The sequence below is a fragment of the Cupriavidus necator N-1 genome (genome assembly GCF_000219215.1).
GTDB classification, from domain to species: domain Bacteria; phylum Pseudomonadota; class Gammaproteobacteria; order Burkholderiales; family Burkholderiaceae; genus Cupriavidus; species Cupriavidus necator.
Genome location: NC_015726.1, coordinates 932011 through 953745, shown reverse-complemented (window position 1 = coordinate 953745; position 21735 = coordinate 932011). Strand labels below are relative to the sequence as shown.

The 21735-nt window shown below is 66.8% G+C and carries 22 protein-coding genes and 2 pseudogenes; 9 read left to right on the top strand and 15 right to left on the bottom strand.

Going from position 1 to position 21735, the window contains the following annotated elements; translation table 11 throughout:
• Positions 1–79: 79 nt before the first annotated feature.
• On the top strand, positions 80–1216 hold the full coding sequence (locus CNE_RS04535) for an IS110 family RNA-guided transposase (protein WP_013951806.1): 1137 nt from the start codon (positions 80–82) through the stop codon (positions 1214–1216).
• A 390-nt stretch (positions 1217–1606) separates the two neighbouring features.
• Here the strand turns inward: CNE_RS04535 and CNE_RS04530 are convergent, their stop codons facing one another.
• The 4 genes from CNE_RS04530 to CNE_RS04515 are packed head-to-tail and all read right to left on the bottom strand — an operon-like array spanning position 1607 to position 4551.
• Positions 1607–1948 (bottom strand): hypothetical protein, encoded by a 342-nt coding sequence (locus CNE_RS04530; RefSeq protein ID WP_013955960.1) that lies wholly within the window; start codon positions 1946–1948, stop codon positions 1607–1609.
• Complete coding sequence (locus tag CNE_RS04525) at positions 1945–2709, bottom strand: lytic transglycosylase domain-containing protein (protein WP_013955959.1); 765 nt, start codon at positions 2707–2709, stop codon at positions 1945–1947. The genes CNE_RS04530 and CNE_RS04525 overlap by 4 nt, the downstream gene beginning before the upstream one ends.
• Complete coding sequence (locus tag CNE_RS04520; protein WP_013955958.1) at positions 2709–4079, bottom strand: OmpA family protein; 1371 nt, start codon at positions 4077–4079, stop codon at positions 2709–2711. The genes CNE_RS04525 and CNE_RS04520 overlap by 1 nt, the downstream gene beginning before the upstream one ends.
• Before the next feature lie 58 nt (positions 4080–4137).
• The gene (locus CNE_RS04515; protein ID WP_238553043.1) at positions 4138–4551 is read right to left on the bottom strand and encodes a hypothetical protein; all 414 of its coding nucleotides are present in this window, start codon (positions 4549–4551) and stop codon (positions 4138–4140) included.
• 267 nt (positions 4552–4818) lie between these two features.
• Between CNE_RS04515 and CNE_RS04510 the strand changes: the two genes are divergently transcribed.
• Positions 4819–5661: a class I SAM-dependent methyltransferase gene (locus tag CNE_RS04510; protein WP_013955956.1), complete on the top strand. Its 843-nt coding sequence runs from the start codon at positions 4819–4821 to the stop codon at positions 5659–5661.
• Here the strand turns inward: CNE_RS04510 and CNE_RS04505 are convergent, their stop codons facing one another.
• Positions 5662–6237 carry a DUF1415 domain-containing protein gene (locus tag CNE_RS04505; RefSeq protein WP_013955955.1) on the bottom strand — a complete coding sequence of 192 codons (576 nt, stop codon included), beginning with the start codon at positions 6235–6237 and terminating at the stop codon, positions 5662–5664.
• A gap of 90 nt (positions 6238–6327) precedes the next feature.
• Here CNE_RS04505 and CNE_RS04500 point away from each other — a divergent pair, with 90 nt between their 5' ends.
• Positions 6328–7593: a TIGR03862 family flavoprotein gene (locus CNE_RS04500; protein ID WP_013955954.1), complete on the top strand. Its 1266-nt coding sequence runs from the start codon at positions 6328–6330 to the stop codon at positions 7591–7593.
• Here CNE_RS04500 and CNE_RS04495 read toward each other — a convergent pair.
• Positions 7590–9215, bottom strand: a complete 1626-nt coding sequence (locus CNE_RS04495; RefSeq protein ID WP_013955953.1) for an NAD(P)/FAD-dependent oxidoreductase — start codon at positions 9213–9215, stop codon at positions 7590–7592. The genes CNE_RS04500 and CNE_RS04495 overlap by 4 nt on opposite strands.
• 67 nt (positions 9216–9282) lie before the next feature.
• A complete protein-coding gene (locus CNE_RS04490; RefSeq protein ID WP_013955952.1) occupies positions 9283–9654 on the bottom strand; it encodes a hypothetical protein in 372 nt (123 codons plus the stop codon).
• 175 nt (positions 9655–9829) lie between these two features.
• On the opposite strand from CNE_RS04490, the gene CNE_RS04485 reads away from it, so the two are divergent.
• Both CNE_RS04485 and CNE_RS04480 read left to right on the top strand, forming a co-directional pair.
• Positions 9830–11266 (top strand): aminotransferase-like domain-containing protein, encoded by a 1437-nt coding sequence (locus CNE_RS04485; RefSeq protein WP_013955951.1) that lies wholly within the window; start codon positions 9830–9832, stop codon positions 11264–11266.
• 151 nt (positions 11267–11417) lie between these two features.
• On the top strand, positions 11418–12923 hold the full coding sequence (locus CNE_RS04480; RefSeq protein ID WP_013955950.1) for a sensor domain-containing diguanylate cyclase: 1506 nt from the start codon (positions 11418–11420) through the stop codon (positions 12921–12923).
• A gap of 11 nt (positions 12924–12934) precedes the next feature.
• Here the strand turns inward: CNE_RS04480 and CNE_RS04475 are convergent, their stop codons facing one another.
• From CNE_RS04475 to CNE_RS04455, 5 genes and pseudogenes are all read right to left on the bottom strand, one after another.
• Entirely contained in the window at positions 12935–13189 is a 255-nt protein-coding gene (locus CNE_RS04475; protein ID WP_013955949.1) for a putative hemolysin, read from the bottom strand.
• A gap of 94 nt (positions 13190–13283) precedes the next feature.
• Entirely contained in the window at positions 13284–14186 is a 903-nt protein-coding gene (gene lpxO, locus CNE_RS04470; RefSeq protein ID WP_013955948.1) for a lipid A hydroxylase LpxO, read from the bottom strand.
• Positions 14187–14343: 157 nt separating this feature from the next.
• Positions 14344–14655 (bottom strand): hypothetical protein, encoded by a 312-nt coding sequence (locus tag CNE_RS04465; protein WP_013955947.1) that lies wholly within the window; start codon positions 14653–14655, stop codon positions 14344–14346.
• Positions 14656–14687: 32 nt separating this feature from the next.
• Positions 14688–15592, bottom strand: a pseudogene (locus CNE_RS04460) (DUF2252 family protein); the annotation flags it as partial.
• Positions 15593–15704: 112 nt separating this feature from the next.
• Positions 15705–16865: an RNA-guided endonuclease InsQ/TnpB family protein gene (locus tag CNE_RS04455; RefSeq protein WP_049800599.1), complete on the bottom strand. Its 1161-nt coding sequence runs from the start codon at positions 16863–16865 to the stop codon at positions 15705–15707.
• Between the two features lie 54 nt (positions 16866–16919).
• Between CNE_RS04455 and tnpA the strand changes: the two are divergent.
• Positions 16920–17219 (top strand): annotated as a pseudogene (gene tnpA / locus CNE_RS39070) (IS200/IS605 family transposase); the annotation flags it as partial.
• Here tnpA and CNE_RS04450 read toward each other — a convergent pair.
• Both CNE_RS04450 and CNE_RS04445 read right to left on the bottom strand, forming a co-directional pair.
• Positions 17112–17843 (bottom strand): DUF2252 family protein, encoded by a 732-nt coding sequence (locus CNE_RS04450; RefSeq protein ID WP_080569564.1) that lies wholly within the window; start codon positions 17841–17843, stop codon positions 17112–17114. The pseudogene tnpA and the gene CNE_RS04450 sit on opposite strands and share 108 nt — an antisense overlap.
• Positions 17844–17979: 136 nt before the next feature.
• Positions 17980–18423, bottom strand: coding sequence for a carboxymuconolactone decarboxylase family protein (locus CNE_RS04445; RefSeq protein WP_013955944.1), 444 nt, complete (start codon positions 18421–18423; stop codon positions 17980–17982).
• A 142-nt stretch (positions 18424–18565) separates the two neighbouring features.
• On the opposite strand from CNE_RS04445, the gene pdxR reads away from it, so the two are divergent.
• Together pdxR and CNE_RS04435 are read left to right on the top strand one after the other, a co-directional pair.
• Positions 18566–20014 carry a MocR-like pyridoxine biosynthesis transcription factor PdxR gene (gene pdxR / locus CNE_RS04440; protein ID WP_013955943.1) on the top strand — a complete coding sequence of 483 codons (1449 nt, stop codon included), beginning with the start codon at positions 18566–18568 and terminating at the stop codon, positions 20012–20014.
• Positions 20015–20172: 158 nt separating this feature from the next.
• Entirely contained in the window at positions 20173–20481 is a 309-nt protein-coding gene (locus CNE_RS04435) for a hypothetical protein (RefSeq protein WP_013955942.1), read from the top strand.
• Between the two features lie 57 nt (positions 20482–20538).
• Here the strand turns inward: CNE_RS04435 and CNE_RS04430 are convergent, their stop codons facing one another.
• Positions 20539–21222, bottom strand: a complete 684-nt coding sequence (locus CNE_RS04430) for a Fe2+-dependent dioxygenase (RefSeq protein ID WP_013955941.1) — start codon at positions 21220–21222, stop codon at positions 20539–20541.
• 150 nt (positions 21223–21372) lie between these two features.
• Here CNE_RS04430 and CNE_RS04425 point away from each other — a divergent pair, with 150 nt between their 5' ends.
• A complete protein-coding gene (locus tag CNE_RS04425; RefSeq protein ID WP_013955940.1) occupies positions 21373–21654 on the top strand; it encodes a hypothetical protein in 282 nt (93 codons plus the stop codon).
• Positions 21655–21735: the final 81 nt, after the last annotated feature.

The following is a 21735-nucleotide window of genomic DNA, read 5'->3' as shown; positions in this document are numbered from 1 at the left end:
ACTATGGAAGGGCTGGACAGATAAGCCCCCTGGAGTAAAACGAAGCTTCACGAACCCGTTTTACGAAAGGAGCCTGCAAATGAATGCGCCTGACACAGCCCTTCAAGGACAGGATAGGGCAGTTATTGGTCGACTGTATATGGCCTTCGAACTGGGCGAGAAGAGTTGGAAGCTGTCGCTTGGCGACGGCGTACGCGGGCCGAGCCGGTATACGGTGGCGGCCGGTGACAAGGACGCGGTCCTGCGAGCGATTGCCAAGGCCAAAGCACGCTGCGGACTGACATCGCAGGTGCCGGTCCGCAGCTGTTACGAGGCTGGCCGCGATGGCTTCTGGCTGCACCGCTGGCTGACCGAACAAGGCATTGATAACCTGGTGGTGGACTCGTCCAGTATCGAAGTCAACCGGCGTGCACGACGTGCCAAGACCGACCGGCTCGACGGCGACAAGCTGCTCTCGATGCTGCTGCGTTATCACGCGGGGGAGCGACGCGTGTGGGGCGTCGCGCGGGTTCCCACCCCGGAGCAAGAAGACGAGCGGCGGTTGCACCGGGAACTGGGGCGACTCAGGCAGGAACGCACCGCCCTCAGCAACCGAATTCGCTCGCTGCTGGTATTGCACAACCTGCGGGTCGCCCACGTCGGCGGCCGTTCCTGGGCGCACTGGTGGAACGATCATGGCGCGCAACTGCCTGTGGGGCTGCGCGCCGAGATCGAGCGCAGTGTCGCGCGACTGTCACTGGCGGTTACGCAGATCAGGACGATCGAAGCCCAGCAGCACGCGACCGTAAAGACCGGCGCGCAGCCGGCGATCGCCCTGCTCGCGCGGCTGCGCGGGATTGGCGTCGGCAGTGCCTGGATCCTGGTCAAGGAACTGTTTGGCTGGCGGAACTTTCACAACCGACGCGAAGTCGCCAGCTCCCTGGGCTTGGCGCCGACGCCCTACAGCAGCGGCGAAAGCCAGGTCGAGCAAGGCATCAGCAAGGCTGGCAACAAACGAGCCCGCTGGCTGATGATTGAACTGGCGTGGAGCTGGTTACGCTACCAGCCTGCAAGTCAGCTCACCCAATGGTTCAATGAGCGCTTTGCGCCAGGTGGCAAGCGCATGCGGCGCATCGGTATTGTGGCACTGGCACGGCGATTGGCTATTGGCCTGTGGCGCTATCTCGAGTACGGCGAGATTCCAGTCCAGGCCAGCTTCAAACCAGTCGCAACGTGATGCCGCCTGAGTATGGAAGGCTAAGCGGTAACGATCGCAGGTCAGCGCGCCCGTAACAGACTCGGGCTGCCCCCAGCGGGTAGCCGTTCTTCTAGATGGGGCGCGCGCAGGTAACAGGGGTGTTCCAGCGCTTCGCGCATGCGGTATGTGGTGACCCGGCCTTGCGCCGGGCACGGATAGAAGGTAGACCGGGGCTGGGTCCCGGCCTTAAGTAACCCCGACCTCGGTTTCACGCCGTGTCAGCCCACGAAGATTCGAGGCTTGCAAGGAGAAAGCATCGCGCCAGTCATGTCTATGGAAATTCAATCCCGGAGGAGCTTGACATCCTCGCCCTCATAGAAGGGTCTGTTCAACAAGGCGCCGGCACGCTGGCGCTGCGGCGGACAGGCGTCAATCCTTGCACTGCGGCATGTCGCGGAAGCTGTCGCGCACCGTCGCACAGGACTGCGCCAGGCCATCCTTGTCGGAGACGCCGGCCCAGCGCGTGCGGATCGATTCCAGCTCGCCGGGCAGCCCGTCGCGCAGGGTCTGGGCGGCCGCGGCCTGCCCCGACTTGTCGAGCTTGGCCGCCATGTTCTCGGTGCAGGCGCGTTGCGCGGCCTCGACTTCCTGGCAGGCTTTCGGCAAGGCATCGCTGGCCGCGGCGGAACGCCCTTCTTCCTTGCCACAGCTGGCAACGGCCAGCGCCAGCATGACCGGCAGGCAGGCACGCGGGATCCAGTACGACTTCATGATTTCTCCTTTTTCTTCACCACGGAGGCGGGGGTTTTCTGGAACGAGACAATGACCAGGCCGCTTCGCTGCGCCGGCGCCGCCGGCTGGCGCAAGGGCGCTGCAGCGCTGTCGTCCTGGCCGCTGCGCAAGCGCGCATAGCGACCCAGCACCTGCGGCACGTAGGCCTGGGTCTCGGCAAACGGAGGGATGCGCGACCCGTGGCGCAGCACCGCGCCTTCGCCCGCGTTGTAGGCCGCCAGGGCCAGGCTGGTGTCGCCGTTGAAGCGCGACAACAAGCCGCCCAGGTAGGACGCACCGCCCTGCAGGTTCTGGGCCGGATCATAGGCATCGGTCACGCCCAGCATGCGTGCCGTGGCCGGCATCAGCTGCCTCAGGCCGATGGCACCCTTGACGGAAGTAGCTTGCGGGTTCCAGCCTGACTCCACCTCCACCATGGCCATCAGCAGATGCGGGTCCACTGCCGCGGCCTGCGCCGCGCGATGCGCGAGGGCAACCAGCTCAGAGGGTGGGGATTTGCCAGCGACGACGGCAGCCTTTGCCACCGGCTGCGTCGGCAGCCCAATAAACGCCCGCGCCGGCAACGCAGCGGGCGCCGCAGTGGGAGCCACTTCTGCCGTCCCGGCGCTGCGCGACGTGAGGAAGGTCACGCCGCTGCCGCGGTCGGCATGCATGACGATCTCGGCGCCGGCCGGCACCGCGCCCGCCAGCAGCATTGCCGCCACCACACCGCGCGCCGGCGCGGCCACAAGCGCTGGCATCACTGCTTGGCCAGCTCCACGCGGCGGTTCTGCGCGCGGCCGAATGGCGTGTCGTTGGGCATTAGCGGATGGGTGGCGCCATAGCCCTTGGCATCGAGGCGGTCGGCGGGCACGCCGGCGCTTTCCAGGTAGCGCTTGACGGCGGCGGCGCGGCGCTCGGACAGCGGCTGGTTGCGCGCGTCGCCACCGGTGCTGTCGGTATGCCCCTCCACGCGCAGGCGCCAGTCGGGATGCGCCAGCACCGCCTTGGCGGCACGGTCCAGCAGCGGCCGGGCCGCCGCGCTCAGCACGTCGGAATCGGTTTCGAAGTTGACGCCGTAGAGTTGCACGCGGCCTGCGCCTTCAAGGGCCTGGCCGATGGGATCGGGGGCGGCCTCGGCCTTCGGGAAGCACGGCGGCGCCTGGTCCGCCAGGCGCCAGCCGCCGGCTTCGCGCACGCTGTCGAAGGTGCGCGCATCGCCCTTCACCAGCGCGGCGTAGGCATGGCTGCCGTCCGGGCTGAATGCCATTGCGCCCTTCTCCGGCGCGCCCTCGGTGGTGCGCCGGAAGGCCAGCAGGGCGCCGTTTTCCAGCCCGCCGGAAATCGTGCCCAGCACCTGCGTGATCTTCATCTGCTTGTTGCTGTAGTCGCCTTCCACATAGCAGCCTTCCACCGCCGCGCCGTCCTGGTGAAGCAGCACGTAGCCGGACGAACCGAATTCCACCGGGAACTGGTAGATGCCGCCCACCTGGCGCACCTTGTCGGCCGCGGCCTCGGGCTTGCCATAGGCCATGAACTGCTGCAGGCCGATCTGGCCCTCGTCCTGGTCGCCCGACCAGCGGTTGCCGGTAAGCGTCAGGCGCAGTGCCCCGGCCTTGACGGGCTGAGCCAGCGGCACGCGGGTATCGTAGCCATCCTGCCCCGGCAGGTCCGCATCGTAGATCACGGTCCAGGGGCCTTGCGTGCCGCCGGCGGAGGCTTCGACGCGGGCATGGCGCGCATTGCTGCGCGCCCCGGCATCGGACAGGCCGCGAAAGCGCAGCACGTCGACAGATGACGCCTGCGCCAGCGCAATCACCAGCTCCTGCCGGCTGCCGTTGCGCATAAAGCCGGCATGGTCCGGAATCTCATTGAGCAGCGGATACCACGAGCGGTCTTCCTTGTCGCGGTTGACCACGAATGCACCGGACCACAGGCCGGCAACGTTGGTTTGCGCGGGCGTCGCCGGCGCCGATGCCGCGGGTTGGGCCGAGGCCGCTGCGGGCGCGGGCTGCGCATCGCCTTGCGCAGCGGCGCTGTCAGCGGGCTTCTTCTTGCAACCGGCCATGGCCAGCAAGGCCACGACGCCCAGGCCGATGGCGGCCTTGCGGGTCGTCAGTCCAAACGTCATTCCCTTCAAGGTACTTCCCCTTCTTCTTTTTGTGATGCCGGCCTATCCGGTGCGCGCCTCAATGCGGGGCGCGCATCAGCATGTCGATCTTCTGCAGCCGCGCGCGGACTTCGCGCTCGAGCGGCGCCAGCGTTTCCGGGCTGGCACCGGCCTTGCTGGCGCGCGCGTAATTCGCGATCGCCTCGTTCATGCCGCGCTGCTCTTCGGCCAGCGCACGCTTGACCAGCTCGCGCTCATCGCTGGCCGCCACGCTCGGAATCGCCGCCTGCGCGGCACCCGCGACGGCGGCCTGCGCGAGGTCGGGCGCGTTGCCGCGTCCGGACAGCGCCGACGCCTGTGGCGCGGAAGCCGGCACGGCGCTGCTTGCGGCCGGCGGCGCACGTCGCGTGGTGATGATCTGCACGCCTTCGGAGCGCGACACCTCCATCGCCGCCAGCGCCGGTTGCGGCACGAACCCGAGGTTACACAACAACAGCAACGCCAAACAACCCGCTTCGGCAATTTTGTCGACCTTGTCGATTCTGGCATCGGTGTCTTCGGGCTTATCCCGGCAAATTTTCGTCTCCGGCACCGGCGCGCAATTTCGCTCAAGCCCACCCGTGCTGGCGATGCCGACGACTCCGCTGCACCACGCCCGAGCCGGTGAGGTCCACGTCACTCAGGGGCCCTTGGGGACTTTTCGGTAAACTGTCGGCATTCCGGGACGCGCCGCGTCCCGCAGCCTGTGCAGTCCCCCCTCATGTCAAATACCCACGAAATCCGCCCCGGCCAGTCCGTCGAACTGCTCAAGGAACTCCATATCCTGACGCGCGACGGCAAGATGAACCAGGACAGCCGGCGCAAGCTCAAGCAGGTCTATCACCTGTTCCAGTTCATCGAACCGCTGCTGCAGGAGGTCAAGGCCGAGCGCGGCCGCGTCACGCTGGTGGACCACGGCGCCGGCAAGTCGTACCTGGGCTTTATCCTGTACGACCTGTTCTTCAAGGCGCTGCAGGACGATTCGCACATCTTCGGCATCGAAACCCGTGAAGAACTGGTGAAGACCTCGCAGGCGCTGGCCGCGCGGCTGGGTTTTCCGGGGATGTCGTTCCTGAACCTGTCGGTGGCGGATTCGATCACCTCGCCGCAGTTGCCGCCCACTGTCGACGTCGTCACCGCGCTGCATGCGTGCAATACCGCCACCGACGATGCGATCCGCTTTGCGCTGGCCAAGGAGGCCCGCCATATCGTGCTGGTGCCGTGCTGCCAGGCCGAAGTGGCCAGCGTGCTGCGCAAGCACAAGGGCAAGCTGCTGGCGGGCAATCCGCTGACGGAGATCTGGCGCCACCCGCTGCACACGCGCGAGTTCGGCAGCCAGGTGACCAATGTGCTGCGCTGCCTGCAGCTGGAGGCGCATGGCTACCAGGTCAACGTGACCGAGCTGGTGGGCTGGGAACACTCGATGAAGAACGAGCTGATCATCGCGCAGTACAAGGACCTGCCGCGCCGCCGCCCGGCCGAGCGGCTGGAAGAGGTGCTGGAAAGACTGGGGCTGGAAGAGATGCGCGAACGCTTCTTTACCGCGCCGGCGCCGGCTGCGTAATCAGCCTTTTTCGGGTTCGTCCTCGCCCGCAATCCAGCGCTGCCAGCCGTCGTGGCCCAGGCGGCGCATGGTGGCCTGGTTGCGCTCATAGATATCCGCCGCATCCGGGAACGCCGCCGCCGCGCGGGCGATGGAATCCTCGCGCAGCAGGTGCAGGATCGGATACGGCGCGCGGTTGGTGTAGTTCTCGATATCGTTCGGCTCGGTCCCGGCAAACTGGTACTGCGGATGGAAGCTGGCGATCTGCAGCGTGCCTTCCAGGCCGAGGCTGCCGAGCAGGCGCTCGGAAAAATACAGCAGGTCGTTGAAGTCGAGGAAGTCCGCCACCGCATCCGGCAGGATCAGCAGCGTGGTGTCGATCTGATCGGGGTCGGCATCGGCCAGCAGGCGCAGTTCGCGCTCCAGGTCGTCCATCACGTCCGGCGCCTCGGTGACGGTGCTGACCACGTAGCGCACCTGCTCCTTCACATACACGCTCTTGGCGAACGGGCACAGGTTGAGCCCGATCACGGCGCGCTCCAGCCAGTGGCGGGTGGCGGCGATGACGGTGTCTGCGGAGTGGGTGGCGGAGGTCATGATGGCAAGGCGCGGCAAACCGTCATTCTAGCGCTGCCGCAGGCTCTATAATCCGCGGCGGAAACACCCTGCCCCCTGCCGAGCCTCCTGATGCCCTCTTCCGCCACTTCCTCCCCTTCTCAAGCCAGCCTAGACGTTGCCGTCATCGGCGGCGGCCCGGCCGGGCTGATGGCGGCCGAAGTGCTGGCGGCACAGGGTGCCAGTGTGGCCGTCTACGACGCGATGCCGTCGGTCGGGCGCAAGTTCCTGATGGCCGGCAAGGGCGGCATGAACCTGACCCATGCGGAGCCGCAGCCGGCCTTCCTGGGCCGCTATGGCGCCCGCACCGCACAGATCGCGCCGATGCTGGCGGGCTTCGGCCCGCAGGCCCTGCGCGAGTGGGTGCACGGGCTTGGCATCGAAACCTTCATCGGCAGTTCCGGCCGCGTCTTCCCGACCGACATGAAGGCCGCGCCGATGCTGCGCGCGTGGCTGCACCGCCTGCGCGAATCCGGCGTGCAGTTCCATATGCGCCACCGCTGGCTGGGCTGGGACGAGAGCGCGCAGCATGCGCTGCGCTTTGCCACGCCGCACGGTGAAACGGTCGTGCAGGCACGCGCGGTGGTGCTGGCGCTGGGCGGCGCCAGCTGGGCACGGCTGGGATCGGATGGCACATGGGTGCCGCGGCTGGCCGAGCGCGGCGTCGAGATTGCGCCGCTGCGGCCCGCCAACTGCGGCTTCGATGTAGCGTGGAGCGAGGCATTTGCCGAGCGCTTTGCCGGTGAGCCGGTCAAGCCCGTCGCGATCGCCCTAGCCGATCGCGATGAACACGCGCACTACCGCCAGGGCGAGTTCGTCATCAGCGCAACCGGCATCGAAGGCAGCCTGGTCTACGCGCTGTCCGCGCCGATCCGCGACCGCATCGAAGCCGATGGCGACGCCACCATCCACCTTGACCTGCTGCCGGCGCACAGCGCCGAGCACGTCAGCGCGCAGGTAAAGCATCCGCGCGGCGCGCGCTCGCTGTCGAGCCACCTACAAAGCCGGCTCGGCCTCACCGGCGTCAAGGCCGGGCTGCTGCGCGAATGCCTGTCCAGGGAAGCGATGCATGATGCCGACACGCTCGCCGCATCGATCAAGGCGCTGCCGCTGCGGCTGCTGCGCCCGCGGCCCATCGACGAAGTGATCAGCAGCGCTGGCGGCGTGCGCTTCGAAGCGATGGATGAAGGGTTGATGCTGCGCGCGCTGCCCGGCGTGTTCTGCGCGGGCGAGATGCTGGACTGGGAAGCGCCCACCGGCGGCTACCTGCTGACGGCGTGCTTTGCCAGCGGGCGCACCGCGGCGCTCGGCGCCGCGGCTTACCTGCAGCAGGCTTAGGCGGCCTTGCCGCCGACGATGCTTAGCGCCACGGCCTCGGCCACTTCGATGCCGTCGATCGCCGCGGAGTAGATGCCGCCGGCATAACCCGCGCCTTCGCCCGCCGGGTACAGGCCCTTCACATTGATGCTCTGGTAGTCATCGTTGTTGCGGCGGATGCGCAGCGGCGACGAGGTGCGCGTTTCCACCCCGGTCAGCACGGCATCATGCAGGGCAAAGCCAGGCAGCTTCTTGTCGATCTCGGGAATGCCCTCGCGGATCGCCGTGATCACGTAGTCAGGCAGCGACGTGCTCAGGTCGGTCGGCGTCACGCCGGGCTTGTACGAAGGCTCGACCGAGCCCAGCGCGGTCGATGCCCGGCCCGCGATGAAATCACCCACCAGCTGGCCCGGCGCGCAGTAGTTGCTGCCGCCCAGTTCGAACGCGCGCGCTTCCCACTTGCGCTGGAATTCGATGCCGGCGAGCGGGCCGCCGGGATAGTCCTCGGGCGTGATGCCCACCACGATGCCGGCATTGGCGTTGCGCTCGGCGCGCTTGTACTGGCTCATGCCATTGGTCACCACGCGGCCCGGCTCGGAAGCAGCCGCCACGACCGTGCCGCCCGGACACATGCAGAAGCTGTACACCGAACGCCCGTTGCTGCAGTGATGCACGACCTTGTAGTCGGCCGCGCCCAGCAGCTTGTTGCCGGCGAACTTGCCGAAGCGGCTGCGGTTGATCAGCCCCTGCGGATGCTCGATGCGGAAACCCAGCGAGAACGGCTTGGCCTCCATGAACACGCCGCGCTCATGCAGCATCTCGAAGGTGTCGCGCGCGCTGTGGCCCACCGCCATGATGACGTGGTCGGCTTCCAGGTATTCGCCGGTGGACAGCTTCAGGCCGCGCACCTGGCCGCCGTCGATGTCGATATCGTCCACGCGCGTCTCGAAGCGGATCTCGCCACCGAGCTCGGTGATCTCGGCGCGCATCTTCTCGACCATGCTCACGAGCCGGAAGGTGCCGATATGCGGGCGTGCCTTGTACAGGATGTCTTCCGGCGCACCGGCGCGCACGAACTCGTTGAGCACCTTGCGGCCATAGTGCTTCGGGTCCTTGATCTGGCTGTACAACTTGCCGTCCGAGAACGTGCCCGCACCGCCCTCGCCGAACTGCACGTTCGATTCGGGGTTGAGCACGCTCTTGCGCCACAGGCCAAAGGTGTCCCTGGTGCGCTCGCGCACTGCCTTGCCGCGCTCCAGGATGATGGGGCGGAAGCCCGACTGCGCCAGGATCAACCCGGCCAGCAGGCCACACGGGCCCATGCCGATCACCACCGGGCGCGGATGCGTGCTGCCTGCCTGGGCACGCGCGACGAAGTGGTACGCCATGTCGGGCGTCACGCTCCAGTGCGGCTTGCCGGCCATGCGCTGGATGGCAGCGGCCTCGTCCCGCACCTCGATATCGATGATGTAGGTCAGCTTGATATCCGAGCGCTTACGCGCATCGTGGGCACGGCGGAACACGGTATAGCCGATCAGGCCGTCTCCCTTGACGCCGATCTGCGCGGCGCTGGTGCGCACGGCGGCGTCCAGGTCGCTTTCGGTATGGTCGAGCGGGAGTTTGACTTCACTTAGACGTAGCATGGGGAACCCGAGAACTGCGGCCGGGGGGTTGGGCACACCAATGTGCCAGGCCGGCCGGAGCGCAATTTTATAGTCTTTCGGGCGCGGAGTCGGGAATCGGGCGGGATACGGGCTGGCGAGCCGGGCCGGTGCGGCGCCAGGACCACGCCAGCCAGGCTCGCAGCCGGGGCAGCCAGCCCGGCGGGGCTGTGACCAAGAGCGCGCCGGCACGGCTGGCCGACACCGCCAGCCAGCCGCGCGCGGGCACGATCCACATGTCGCCCGCGCGCAGGCGCCGCCGCGGTACATAGCAGGTATCGGCCAGCCATTGCGGCGGCCCAGCAACCTCCAGCTCACCCACGCCGGCACGCAGCACGGTGCCCGCCGCCACGCGCACGCGCAGGCACTGGCCGGCCGAAAGCGGCATTACGGTTGAAGTGTCGTTGAGATCGCTTTGCATGACAGGACTCCGGTAACAGGCACAGGACTCCAGCCTATCGACCGGCCAGCGCATGCGGCAGGCACACCGGTGCAGCACCTGAACCGGAACAGCAACCAGGATTTCGGGCTGTTACGATACAGGGGCCCCGCTTCTGTATCTGTACCGATGCGGCCGACCACGCCACGATCCCCCCATGGACACCACCCCGCTCTACCGCCAGGTTGCCGGCCACTACCGCCGCGCCATTGAATCCGGCACGCTCGCCGCCGGCGACCGCATGCCGTCGGTGCGTGCGCTGATGGCGTTGCACAGCGTGAGCCTGTCCACCGCGCTGCAGGCATGCCGGCAACTGGAAGGCGACGGCCTGCTGGAAGCGCGCCCACGCTCGGGCTACTTTGTTGCCGCGCCGCTGCGCGGCCCGCTGGCCGGACTGTCAGAGCCCGCCGCCGCGCTGCCGGACCCGGCCCAGTACGTTGGCATCCACCAGCGCATTTCAGGCTTGCTGGCACGCAGCCAGCATGAGCACGTGCATACCGATCTGGGCGGCGCCTATTGCGCGCCGTCGCTCTACCCGACCGAGGCCCTGCGCAGTGCCGCGGCGCGTGCGCTGCGCCGGCATCCGCAGCTGTTCGGCGAGGCGGTCGAGTCCGATGGCTACCAGCCGCTGCGCGCCGCGATTGCGCGCCAGGCGCTGCGCAATCGCGTGCAGCTGGCACCGGAAGAGATTGTCATCACGCACGGCTGCACCGAGGCGCTCAACCTCGCGCTGCGCGCGGTGGCTGGCCCGGGCGACGTGATTGCGGTGGAGTCCCCGACCTACTATGGCCTGCTGCAGATCCTGGAAAGCCTGGGCATGCGCGCGCTGGAAATCCCGTGCAGCCCCCAGACCGGCATCTCGCTGGAGGCGCTGGAGCTGGCCGCGCAGCACTACGACAACATCCGCGCGGTGGCGGTGGTGCCCAACCTGCAGAACCCGCTCGGCTGCATCATGCCGGACGCGCACAAGGCGCGGCTGGTGCAGTGGTGCGAAGCGCGCGGCATCGCGCTGATCGAGGACGACTGCTTCTCGGCCACCGCCGACAGCGATGCGCCGCCCGCCGCGGCCAAGGCCTGGGATGGCAGCGGCAACGTGATCCACTGCGCCTCGCTGCACAAGGTGCTGGCGCCCGGCATGCGCCTGGGCTGGATCGCCGCCGGCAAATGGCAGGCGCGGGTGGAGATGCTCAAGTTCGGCCTGTCGCGGCCCAACGAGATGCTGTCGCAGATGGCGGCCGCTGACTTCCTGGCTTCCGGCGCGCACGACCGCCACCTGCGCCGGCTGCGCACCCGGCTGCGCGCGCAGCGCGAATGGTTCGCGCAGGCCATCGCCGCCAGCTTTCCCGCCGGCACGCGGCTGGGCTCGCCGCGCGGCGGCATGCACCTGTGGGTGGAGCTGCCCGCGCAGGTGTCGTCCGAAGCGGTATTCGACCAGGCGCTGCAGGCCGGCATCCGCGTGATGCCGGGCGTGATGTTCTCCAACGCCGGGCGCTTCGACCACTGCCTGCGCGTCAACTGCGGCACGCCGCGCTCGGCGCAGATCGAGCGGGCGCTGGGCACGCTGGCCGCCATCGTGCAGCGGCTGGCAGGCTAGCCCTGGCGCCTGCCTGCAATATCCCTCCCCTTTTGCCGGTGCCTCGCCTATCCTAATGCGCTGGTGCGCAGGGGCTGCCCGGCTGGTCTCCGGGTGCGAAGACCGACCACGGGCGCCGTGCACCACGGGAAAAAGAAAAAGGAGAAAAGCCTTGAGCAGTGCATCCGCGGCAACGTCCGTCGGCAAGGGTGTCGGCAACCCTGCCGGCAACAACCTGGACGACTATCAAACCCTGTTCCAACTAGCACCTGTCTCGCTGTGGCTGGAAGACTTCAGCGCCGTGCGCGAGTATTTTGCGCAACTGCGCAAGGAAGGTGTCGCCGACCTGCGCGCCCACCTGCGCGCGAACCCGCAGCAAGCGGCGCAATGCTCGGCGCTGATCCGCGTGATCGACGTGAACCGGCGCACGCTTGAGCTGTTCCGCGCGGCCGATCTCGACGACCTGGTGGCCAACCTCGACACCGTGTTCCGCGACGACATGCTCGATCAGCATGTCGAGGAACTCGGCCAGCTGTGGGACGGCGGCAATCGCTTCGCCAGCCAGACCGTCAACTACACGCTGGATGGCGAGCGGCTCGACATCCAGCTTGAGGCCACGGTGATGCCGGGCCACGAAGACACCTGGGAGCGCGTGCTGCTGTCGATCAAGGACATCACCGCGCGCATGCGCACCGAGCGCGAGCTGCGCCGCAGCGAGCAATATGCGCTGGGGCTGTTCGAGCATTCGCCGGTGTCGTTGTGGGTGGAGGACTTCAGCGCGGTCAAGGTGCTGCTCGATGAGGTCCGCGGCGCCGGCATTACCGACTTCCGCACCTTCCTCAACGTGCATCCGGACTTTGTCTCGCGCTGCATGCAGGAGATTCGTGTGCTCGATGTCAACCAGCAGACGCTGCAGATGTTCGGCGCGGACAGCAAGCAAGTCCTGCTGTCGCGGCTGGGCGATGTGTTCCGCGACGACATGCGCATCCATTTTGCCGAGCAGCTGATCGACCTCTGGCACGAGAAGCTGTGGCAGCAGCGCGAAGTCATCAACTACGCGCTCGATGGCCGCGCCGTGGACGTCTTCATGCAGTGGTCGGTGTTCCCCGGGCGGGAAGCGGACTGGGACCAGGTGCTCGTGTCGCTGACCGATATCACGGCGCGCAAGAAGGCCGAGGCCTATGTCGAGTTCCTGGGCAAGCACGACGTGCTGACCAAGCTCTACAACCGTGCCTACTATGAGGACGAGCTGGCGCGGCTGGGCCGCAAGGGCCCGTGGCCGGTCAGCGTGGTGGCGGTGGACCTGAACGGCCTCAAGGTGGTCAACGACCAGTTCGGCCATGCCGACGGCGACGGGCTGCTGCGCCGCACCGGCGAGGTGTTGAAGAAGGCGGTGGGCGAGCAGGCCTGCGTGGCGCGCATCGGCGGCGACGAGTTCATGATCCTGCTGCCCGGGCGCGACGAGCGCGGCGCTGCCACGGTGATCGAGCAGATCGGCAAGGTGGTGGAGCTGAACAACCAGTTCTACCCGGGAGCACGCCTAAGCTTTTCCATCGGCCACGCCACCTGCCTGCAAGGCGACCGGCTGAACGAGATCGTCAAGCTGGCCGACAGCCGCATGTATCAGGCCAAGCGCGACTACTACACTACGCTGGCCAACGAACGCCGCCGCGATTGAAGCCTGGCGGCTCAGCCCGGCGTGCATTGGCCGCGCATCAGCGCCCACTCCTCGCATTGCTTGCCGGACGGGAAGGTGCAGATGCCGGACTGGCCGGCCGGTGTCGACACGATCTGCAGCTTGCCGCCGCGCTGCGTGCAGTTGATGGAGGCGGGGTTGGGCTTGCCGACGGCAGCGGCGCTGCTGGCGGCTCGTTCTTCAGGTGTCGTGGTGCAAGCGGCGGCGCCAAGGGCGGCGGCCAGCCACAGTGCGGAGCGGACGCGCATCGGGATCTCCGGAACAGGGTCGCAATGCGGGATGTGAACGGCGCTCGCTGCCCGCCCAAGGCAAAGAGCCGGCTTGCGCCGGCTCTCTTGCTGCTTACAGGAAGACGATCAGCCCCACGCCCAGCACGATCAGGCCAAACTTGGTGACGTAGTAAAGCTGGCGGTTCCAGGCCTTGAAGCGGCGGCGATACTGGCCGCCCAGCCAGACAAAGCGGAACAGCCGGTTGATCATGCCGGTCTGGTCGTGCTCGTCATTGGGCGAGCTGGCCGCGGTCATGACCTTGCGGCCCATCCAGTGGTTGAACTTCGCAGCCCAGCCGTAGCGCATCGGACGCTCGATATCGCAGAACAGGATCAGCCGGTTGGCATCGCTGCGGTTCTCGGCCCAGTGCAGGTAGGTTTCGTCGAAGACCACGCCCTCACCGTCGCGCCAGCTGTGGCGCTCGCCGTCGACCTCGATAAAGCAGCGGTCGTCGTTCGGCGTGGCCAGGCCCAGGTGGTAGCGCAGCGAGCCGGCAAACGGGTCGCGGTGCGGGTTGAGCTTGCCGCCCGGCGGCAGCTCGGCAAACATCGCTGCCTTCACCGTGGGCAGCTCGCGCAGCAGCGCCACAGTCTTGGGGCAGAGCTGCTCGGCCGACGGGTGCTGGGCCTCGTACCACTTCAGGTAGAAGCGCTTCCAGCCGTACTTGAAGAAGGAATTGAAGCCGGCGTCGTCGTTCTTGTCCGCGGCCTTGATCTTGCGCATCGCGGCCAGCGCCAGCCCTTCATCGCGGATCTCGGGCCAGGCGGCGCGCAGCTTTTCCAGGTCGGGGAAGTTGTCGACCGGGATGTACGGCGTGCGAGGCACGCCCGAGAACGCATACATGAAGCAGTTGATTGGAGCCACCAGGGCCGAATGGTCCAGCAGCTGGCGCCAGATGCGCAGGCGCACCTTGCCGCGGAAGTGCACATACAGGACGGCACCGAGGTAGCCCGCGACGATTATCCACTTGATCACCGAAATCCTCCTGGTCAGCCGCCTCCGCCGCGTGTCAGTCACAGCGCGGACCGGCTGGGTGAAAACGCGTATTTTAGCGAAACGGCAGAGCCGCCGCAGCTTGAGATGATTGCGGCACATTGCCCGGGGTGCGGGCCGCGCAGTCAGGCTGGCGCGTTCAGGCCCCGCCGCGCGACTGGCGCGCGATGCGCTCGATCAGCGCCTGGGCGTCGTCGGGCAGGCCCTGCAGCGTCAGCAGGCGCGCGTTGAGCACCAGGTTCTCCAGCACCAGCTTGGCGGTCGAGGCCCACATCGTGGCCAGCAGTGCTTCCACCGGCAGGCCGGACGCCTCCATCTCGCTGGAACGCTCGGCGATCAGGCGGCACGCCAGCCGGCGCAGCGCGGCGTCGTCGAATGGCAGGTCGGCGTAGTCGATGGGGTCTTCCTTCTCGACTTCCGTCATCAGTTGCAGCAGGGTGTCTTCTGTCATGGGCAGACTCCTGGCCAGGCAAGACGCGTGGGCTACACGCGGAAATCAGCAGCCATGTCGGCATCGGTGCGCGCCTCGAGGCGCCCCGAGCGGCACGCGGCGACAAACTGATCGTAGTCGCGCTCGACCTGGTCGGCATAGCCATTGGCATAGCCTACCATCACGTCGGCCATGCGGTTGCTGCGGCCCAGGTAACCGCTGACCTCGGCGGCCAGGCCGCTGGCCTTGGCGTGCGCCCGCGCCAGCACCCAGCCACACAGCGAGGCATAGCGGCCGAGCAGGTCGCCATCCATCAGCTCGATCTGTGCCGACAGCTTCACGTCGCGCAGCTGCCGCATATAGAAGTGCCGCCCGAACGGCCCCTTGGTCCAGCCGAGGAACAGGTCGCTCGCGGCCTGCATCAGGCGCTGGCCCTCGACCACGCGGCGGCCCTCGTGCGCGCTCGGCGCGCTCTTGAAGTAACGCGCCACCACTGACCTGGTGGCCTCCTTGACCTGCAGGAATACAGCGGCTTCTCATGCTGGTCCACCATCAGCTGTACCAGGCAGCGCGTGCCCACGCTGCCTGCGCCGACCACCTTGAAGGCCACGTCATGGCGCGTGAAATGGCCGAGCAGCTGGCGCCGGTCGGGAGCCAGCGTGGACAGGTAGTCCTTGTAGGCCTGGTCCAGCGCCAGATCCGCGTCGCTGGCGGCCAGCCAGTCGTTGCCCGTCCCGAACAGCGTCTGCTCGCCGCGCACGCGGAAGATAGCCGGCGGCGTATCGAGTATCGACCAGCGGTCGCCGATGCGCTCGGCCAGCTTGGGCAGCAGCGACTCGTGGGTGCGGTCGGCGGCGCGCTCCATGCCGCGCCGGATGCGTTTCTGGACTTCGGGCAAGGTTTCTTCTTCGAGCAGCCGCTCGAAGGTGATGCGGTCGTACCATATTTGGCATCCTCCCCGTCCTCAGCCTTCGGCTGCCGCTACGGCGGAAAGGACGAGGATTCCTACGGCGCTACGTGATGCTCTACGTAGTCACTTCGGTGGGTTCCTGCTTCGTAGAGCGGCTTGACTACGCCGACTCTCCACAGGCTGCAACGCGGTGCCCCCGCGCCAAAATGTTGATCGCGCCGACCACGTCGGCGTGATTCGCATAGCCGCATGCCACACAGGCGAAGCTCGCCTGGCTCTGCCGGTTCTCGGCAGATACATGCCCGCAGCAAGGGCACGTGCGACTGGTGTGCTGTGGCGGCACAGCTATTAGCCAGCCGCCATTCCACGCTAGCTTGTATTCCAGTTGACGCCCGAACTCGTACCAACCCTGATCGAGGATGGCCTTGTTCAGGCCGGACTTGGCCCTGACGTTCTTGCCCGGTTGCCCGCTTGAACCGGCCGCTGACTTGGACATGTTCCGTACCTTCAGGTCCTCGATACACACCATCGCTTGATTTTCGCTGATCGTGGTCGTGGCTTTGTGCAGGTAGTCGAGGCGGGCGTTACCGATGCGTGCGTGGATACGCTGGATTCGGGCCTTGGACTTCTTCCAGTTGTTGCTGAATTTCGTCTTGCGGCTCATCGCCCGCTGCGCACGGCGCAGTCTGGCTTCGTGCTTCCTAAAGCTGTTGAGCGGCGCGAGGAAAGTGCCATCGCTCATGGTGGCAAAGCGAGCGATGCCCATGTCGATGCCGATGGCGCTGGTGGCTTTCGGCACAGGTCGCTCGACCTTCCGCTCAGTCTGGATCGAAACAAACCACTTGCCGCCCGAAAGCCTGACGCAGGCATTGCGTACCTCACCGAGTACGTCGCGGCTGTTCCTGTATCGCAGCCAGCCCAGCTTGGGCAAAAAGATACGCGAGTTGGTCTGATCAAGCTTGATTTGCTTCTGGTCGGGATAGCGGAAACTGTCGCCCAGACCCTTCTTCTTGAAACGCGGGAAGTCGGCCCGTTTTGCGAAGAAATTTGTGTAGGCCCGCTCCAAGTCCTTGAGCGTCTGTTGAAGAGGATGGACTGGTGCATCGGCCAGCCATGCTGTTTCCGTGCTGTTGCGCCACTCCGTGAGTTGCTTACACAGACCGGCATAGCTGAGCTTCTTTTCGCCTTGATCGTAACGCTGTTTCTGCAACGCCAGCGCCTTGTTATAGGCGAACCGGCACGATCCGGCATAACGGCGCATGTTGCGCTGCTGCTCGCCGTTCGGCATCAATTCGTATTTGAAGGCTTGAAGACGCTGCATGGCCCAATCATACTCTTGGCCTATGAGCGACGACAATGACATTCGGCAGAGGACCTGCGCGACATATTTACCGGCGTTTGCGCAGATTTCGAAGCTGAACTGGTGGAGTTCGATGGGGAGGACGATCACGTTCACCTTCTTGTGAACTACCCGCCAAAGGTCGCGGTGTCCGCACTGGTAAACAGCTTGAAAGGGGTATCCAGCCGTATGATCCGAAAGAAGAACTACCCGAGCATCAGCAAGAAGCTATGGGGCGGTGCGCTGTGGTCGCCGTCTTACTTCGCAGGGAGCTGCGGCGGTGCGCCCATCGAGATCATCCGCCAATACATTGAGCAACAACAGACGCCGCATTAGCCCCCGAAAGGACGCCGACGGCGTCCGCGCTATCCTTCTCCGGCCTAAAGGCCGAGGCTTGCCGCGCACCTGGTCAAGCATGCCCATTTCGGCATAGGCCAGCATGCGGCGCTGGTAGCTGCCCACCGCCTCGCGCACCACGGCTTCGGCCACGCCGGCCTTGTGCTGCAGGTGGCGTGCCGCCACCACGAAGCTTGCGCACAGGCGCTTGAGGTCCCATTCCCACGGGCCGGGGCTGGTTTCGTCGAAATCGTTGAGGTCGAACAGCAGCGCGCGCTCGGGCGTGGCAAAGCCGCCGAAGTTGGCCAGGTGGCAGTCGCCGCAGATCTGCATATGCAGCCCGGAATCCGCGGTGCCGGCCAGGTCGTGCGCCTGGATGATGGCGCTGCCGCGGTAGAAGGCGAACGGCGACTGGATCACGCGGCCATAGCGCAGCGGCACCAGCCGCTCCACCCGGCCGTGGCTGCTGATTTCCAGCAGTTCGACGGGGTCGCGGTCGACGTTGCCGATGGCTTCATGCGCACCGCGCGGCACCTTCTGGCGTGCGGCCCTGCCGCGCTCGCGCCGGGCCTCGACGGTACCCTCGGCCCCGGCTTCGCCGCCCTCCTGACGTATCGCCACCATGCCCCCGATGCCGGCGCCGCCGGCGGTTGCCATTTGTGCAGCATCTGCAACAGAAGCTCATGCACTGCGCCGCGGCTTGTCAATCGGCAGGCCGCGGCAGGGGTCAGGCTGGGGTCAGGCGAATGTGCGCCGTGGCTCAGAGCGCCGGTGGCTGGCGCCGGAAACCGACGCCAAAGCGGTTCCATGCATTGATGGCCGAGATCAGCAAGGTCAGGTCGGCCATTTCCTTTTCCGAGAATTGCTCGCGCAAGGCCTGGTAGTCCGCATCCGGCGCCTGGCTTTGCGGCAGCAGCGTGAGCGCCTCGGTCCACGCCAGCGCGGCGCGCTCGCGTGGGGTGAACCAACTCACTTCACGCCAGGCCGGCAGCAGGTTCAAGCGGCGCTCGCTGTCGCCATGCTTGCGCGCATCGGTGATGTGCATGTCCAGGCAGAACGCGCAGCCGTTGATCTGCGAGGCGCGGATCTTCACCAGTTCCTTCAACGTGGTCTCCAGCGAGCAGCGCGCCAGGTAGACCTCCAGGCCGATCATTGCCTTGTACGCGTCAGGGGCCACGTCTTGCCAGTTCATCCGTTCTTCCATGATCGATCTCCGATTTGACAGGTTGGATTCGGCGGGCACTGCGTCGCGCCCGTTGGGATGAAAGATAGACGCATCGATTGGCCCCGTACACTGCCAATTTCCGGCAGAATCAGTAGACCAATTTTGATCGACGCGTACCCTCATGGAACTGCATCTCGCGCTGGACCAAGCCAGCGACCTGACCGCGCAGATCGTCCACCAGATCCGCGACGCAATCCAGGGCGGACGGCTCGGGGCCGGCGCACGCATGCCGCCTACGCGCCTGCTTGGCACGCAGCTGGGCGTGGCGCGCAAGACGGTGACCATGGCGTATGAACGGCTGGTGGCCGAGGGCTGGCTGCACGCGCGCGTCGGCGACGGCACCTATGTGGCCGAGGGGCTGTCCCGCCCGGCCGTGCGCATGGCGGCTGCGCCGGTGCTGCCGCCCGCCGTGCAGCGCTGGATGGCGGTGCCGACGCCGTTCCTGGACGCCGCCGGCGGCGCGCGCTATGCGTTCCAGCCGGGGCAGGCCGACACCACGCGCTTTCCGCATGAAGCCTGGTCGCGCTGCGTGCGCGCGGCGCTGGCCGCCGAGCGCCAGCGTCCGCCCGGCGCCGCCGATCCGGCCGGTGAGATGGTGCTGCGCCAGGCCATTGCCCGCCATATCGCATTCACGCGCGGCGTGCAGAGCATGCCGACTGACATCCTGGTCACAGGCGGCGCGCAACAGGGCATCGACCTGCTGGCCCGGCTGGTGCTCGGGCCCGGCGCCGTGGTGGCGATGGAGGATCCCGGCTACCCGATGGCGCGTTCGTTGTTCCAGGGGCTGGGCGCACGGGTGGTGCCAGTGCCGGTCGATGGCGAAGGGCTGGTGGTGGACGCACTGCCGAACGATGCCACGCTGGTCTATGTCACCCCCTCGCACCAGTCGCCGCTGGGCGTGCCGATGAGCCTGGCGCGGCGCCAGGCGCTGCTGGACTGGGCGGCGCGCCGCCACGCGGTGATCCTGGAAGACGACTACGACAGCGAATTCCGCTACGGCGGCCAGGCACTGGACGCGCTGCAGACGCTGGACCGGCATGGCCGCGTGGTCTACCTCGGCACCTTCTCGAAGACGCTGGTGGCGAACCTGCGCGGCGGCTACCTGGTGGTGCCGCCCTGGCTGATGCCGACCGCGCGCAAGGTCAAGCACCTGATGGACTGGTACACGCCGACGCTGATCCAGCAGGCGCTGGCGCGCTTCCTGTCCGAGGGGCACCTGCTGCGCCATATCCGGCGCTCGCACGCGCGCCACGCCCAGCGCCGCGCCCGCCTGCTGGCGCGGCTGCAGGGCGACCTGTCGCCGTGGCTGGAGCCGCTGCCGGCAATGGCGGGCTTCCACCTGGCGGCACGGCTGCGCGTGCCGGTGGCGTCCGAGGCGCTGGTCTCGATGGCGCGCCTGGCCGACCTGGCGCTTGCCACGCTCGATCCCTGCTATGCCTCGCCCCCTGCTACCTGCGCGGGGCTGCTGCTGGGCTTCGGCGCCATCGACCTGCTGGATATCGATCCTGCCCTGGACCGGCTGGCAATGGTACTCTCTGCACTGGTACCTGAGCCGCCGCACGCCACGTGACGCGAGCGGCACAGGAGCGATATCAGGTGACGCATCCCGCGCGCATGCCATCCCGGCGAGATGGCGCCGCAGTCATGCTGGTATTTCGCAAACTGCCGTGAACAAATCGGAAGCGTGCGGGTCTCATTCGCACTTTCCACACAACCAGAGTCGCGTTCATGACCAAGCGTTTGTTGTCCGCCATGCGTCAGTACGCATGGTTTGCCGGGGTGAAGCACCATGTCGTGCAGGGCGTCGAAGCCCTGGCGGAGCTGCTCAAGTCCCCTTCCGCCGCGGCGCGCGCCGTCGCGGCCATCATTGCCGAAACCGAGCAAGGCGTACAGGTCTGGGTCTCGTACTTCGGCAAGCCGCTGGATCCGCACACCAACTACGTGCTGTGGCCCAACCGCGCGCTGCGTCCGGCGCGGCGGCGTATCCAGCCCTCTCCGATCGAACTGTTGCAGATGCAGCGACGGCGCGACGAATAGTCGCGCCTGCTTGCTGGCTGACGTGATGCAGCGCCCTTGAGAGGGCGCCGCCGGCGTTCAGGCGTCCGCCCAGCGGCGCAGCAGGTTGTGATAGACCCCGGTCAGGCCGATCACCGATTCATGCGCCTGGCCGAGCTCCTGCGCCACCAAGCGGATACGTGCGTCCAGCTCGAACAGCAGCGCGCGCTGGCCATCGTCGCGCACCATGCTCTGGATCCAGAAGAACGATGACACCCGCGCCCCGCGCGTGACCGGCGTCACGTGGTGGATGCTGGTGGCCGGGTACAGCACCATATGCCCGGCCGGCAGCTTCACGCGCTGCTGGCCGTAGGTGTCCTCGATCACCAGTTCGCCGCCGTCGTATTCCTCCGGCTCGGTCAGGAACAGTGTCGCCGACAGGTCGCTGCGGATGCGGAAGCTGGTGCCGCGCAGGTAGCGGATCGCGTTGTCGACGTGATTGGCAAAGGTATGCCCGCCCTCATAGCGGTTGAACAGCGGCGGATAGACCTTCAGCGGCAGCGCCGCCGAGAAGAACAGCGCATTGTTGCCGAGCGCGTCCTGGATCAGGTCGCCCACCTGGCGCGCCGCCGGCGAGCCCTCCGGTAACTGCAGGTTGCGCTTGGCCAGCGCCGACTGGTAACCCGAGGTCTCATTGCCGTCGGCCCACGCCGCCGCGTCGATGACTTGCCGGACTTGCGCCACCTGGGCCTTGGACAGTACGTCGGGAATCTGCAGCATCATGATGGCAATAACATCGGGATAAATTGGGCAGGTGCACATTGTATGGGAAGCGCGGCAAGGACAAGAACAAGAATCATTACTGTTTGATCCCGTGCGGGCGGCGGCTTCACTACAATGGGTTTGTATCCCCGTCACCGACAAGGAGCCGACATGTCCGAACCGCTACACGATGAAGCGCTGGTCAATCTCTACCTGGAACGCATCTCGGCTCTCTCGGTGAGCGCCTTCGATGGTGCCGATGTCAGCGGCGAGCTCGATGCGGTGATGCGCGAAGCGGTAACCAAGTGCCAGGCCGCGGGCGGGCCGCAGGCGCAAGGCACACTGACGGTGCTGGCCATGCGGCTGCGTGAGCATGCCGACGCCGCGGAGCGTGAAGACCAGCCGCTGGTGCGCGATACGTTCAGGCGTGCGGCGGAACTGGTGCGCACCTAGCGAGCAGGCGCACGAACGCTGCAAGGCCATGCCTTTGGGTTGCGCGGAATCACATCGGAGCAGTGGGTGAGTCAGGCCGGA

Coding starts and splice junctions, on each gene's coding strand:
- CNE_RS04510 (WP_013955956.1), top strand. CDS start 4,819: ATGTCAAATACCCACGAAATCCGCCCCGGCCAGTCCGTCGAACTGCTC.
- CNE_RS04520 (WP_013955958.1), bottom strand. CDS start 4,079: ATGACGTTTGGACTGACGACCCGCAAGGCCGCCATCGGCCTGGGCGTC.
- CNE_RS04425 (WP_013955940.1), top strand. CDS start 21,373: ATGTCCGAACCGCTACACGATGAAGCGCTGGTCAATCTCTACCTGGAA.
- CNE_RS04485 (WP_013955951.1), top strand. CDS start 9,830: ATGGACACCACCCCGCTCTACCGCCAGGTTGCCGGCCACTACCGCCGC.
- CNE_RS04430 (WP_013955941.1), bottom strand. CDS start 21,222: ATGATGCTGCAGATTCCCGACGTACTGTCCAAGGCCCAGGTGGCGCAA.
- pdxR (WP_013955943.1), top strand. CDS start 18,566: ATGGAACTGCATCTCGCGCTGGACCAAGCCAGCGACCTGACCGCGCAG.
- CNE_RS04475 (WP_013955949.1), bottom strand. CDS start 13,189: ATGCGCGTCCGCTCCGCACTGTGGCTGGCCGCCGCCCTTGGCGCCGCC.
- CNE_RS04445 (WP_013955944.1), bottom strand. CDS start 18,423: ATGGAAGAACGGATGAACTGGCAAGACGTGGCCCCTGACGCGTACAAG.
- CNE_RS04535 (WP_013951806.1), top strand. CDS start 80: ATGAATGCGCCTGACACAGCCCTTCAAGGACAGGATAGGGCAGTTATT.
- CNE_RS04530 (WP_013955960.1), bottom strand. CDS start 1,948: ATGAAGTCGTACTGGATCCCGCGTGCCTGCCTGCCGGTCATGCTGGCG.
- CNE_RS04500 (WP_013955954.1), top strand. CDS start 6,328: ATGCCCTCTTCCGCCACTTCCTCCCCTTCTCAAGCCAGCCTAGACGTT.
- CNE_RS04435 (WP_013955942.1), top strand. CDS start 20,173: ATGACCAAGCGTTTGTTGTCCGCCATGCGTCAGTACGCATGGTTTGCC.
- CNE_RS04455 (WP_049800599.1), bottom strand. CDS start 16,865: ATGCAGCGTCTTCAAGCCTTCAAATACGAATTGATGCCGAACGGCGAG.
- CNE_RS04525 (WP_013955959.1), bottom strand. CDS start 2,709: ATGCCAGCGCTTGTGGCCGCGCCGGCGCGCGGTGTGGTGGCGGCAATG.
- CNE_RS04505 (WP_013955955.1), bottom strand. CDS start 6,237: ATGACCTCCGCCACCCACTCCGCAGACACCGTCATCGCCGCCACCCGC.
- CNE_RS04490 (WP_013955952.1), bottom strand. CDS start 9,654: ATGCAAAGCGATCTCAACGACACTTCAACCGTAATGCCGCTTTCGGCC.
- CNE_RS04495 (WP_013955953.1), bottom strand. CDS start 9,215: ATGCTACGTCTAAGTGAAGTCAAACTCCCGCTCGACCATACCGAAAGC.
- CNE_RS04465 (WP_013955947.1), bottom strand. CDS start 14,655: ATGACAGAAGACACCCTGCTGCAACTGATGACGGAAGTCGAGAAGGAA.
- CNE_RS04450 (WP_080569564.1), bottom strand. CDS start 17,843: ATGGTGGCGATACGTCAGGAGGGCGGCGAAGCCGGGGCCGAGGGTACC.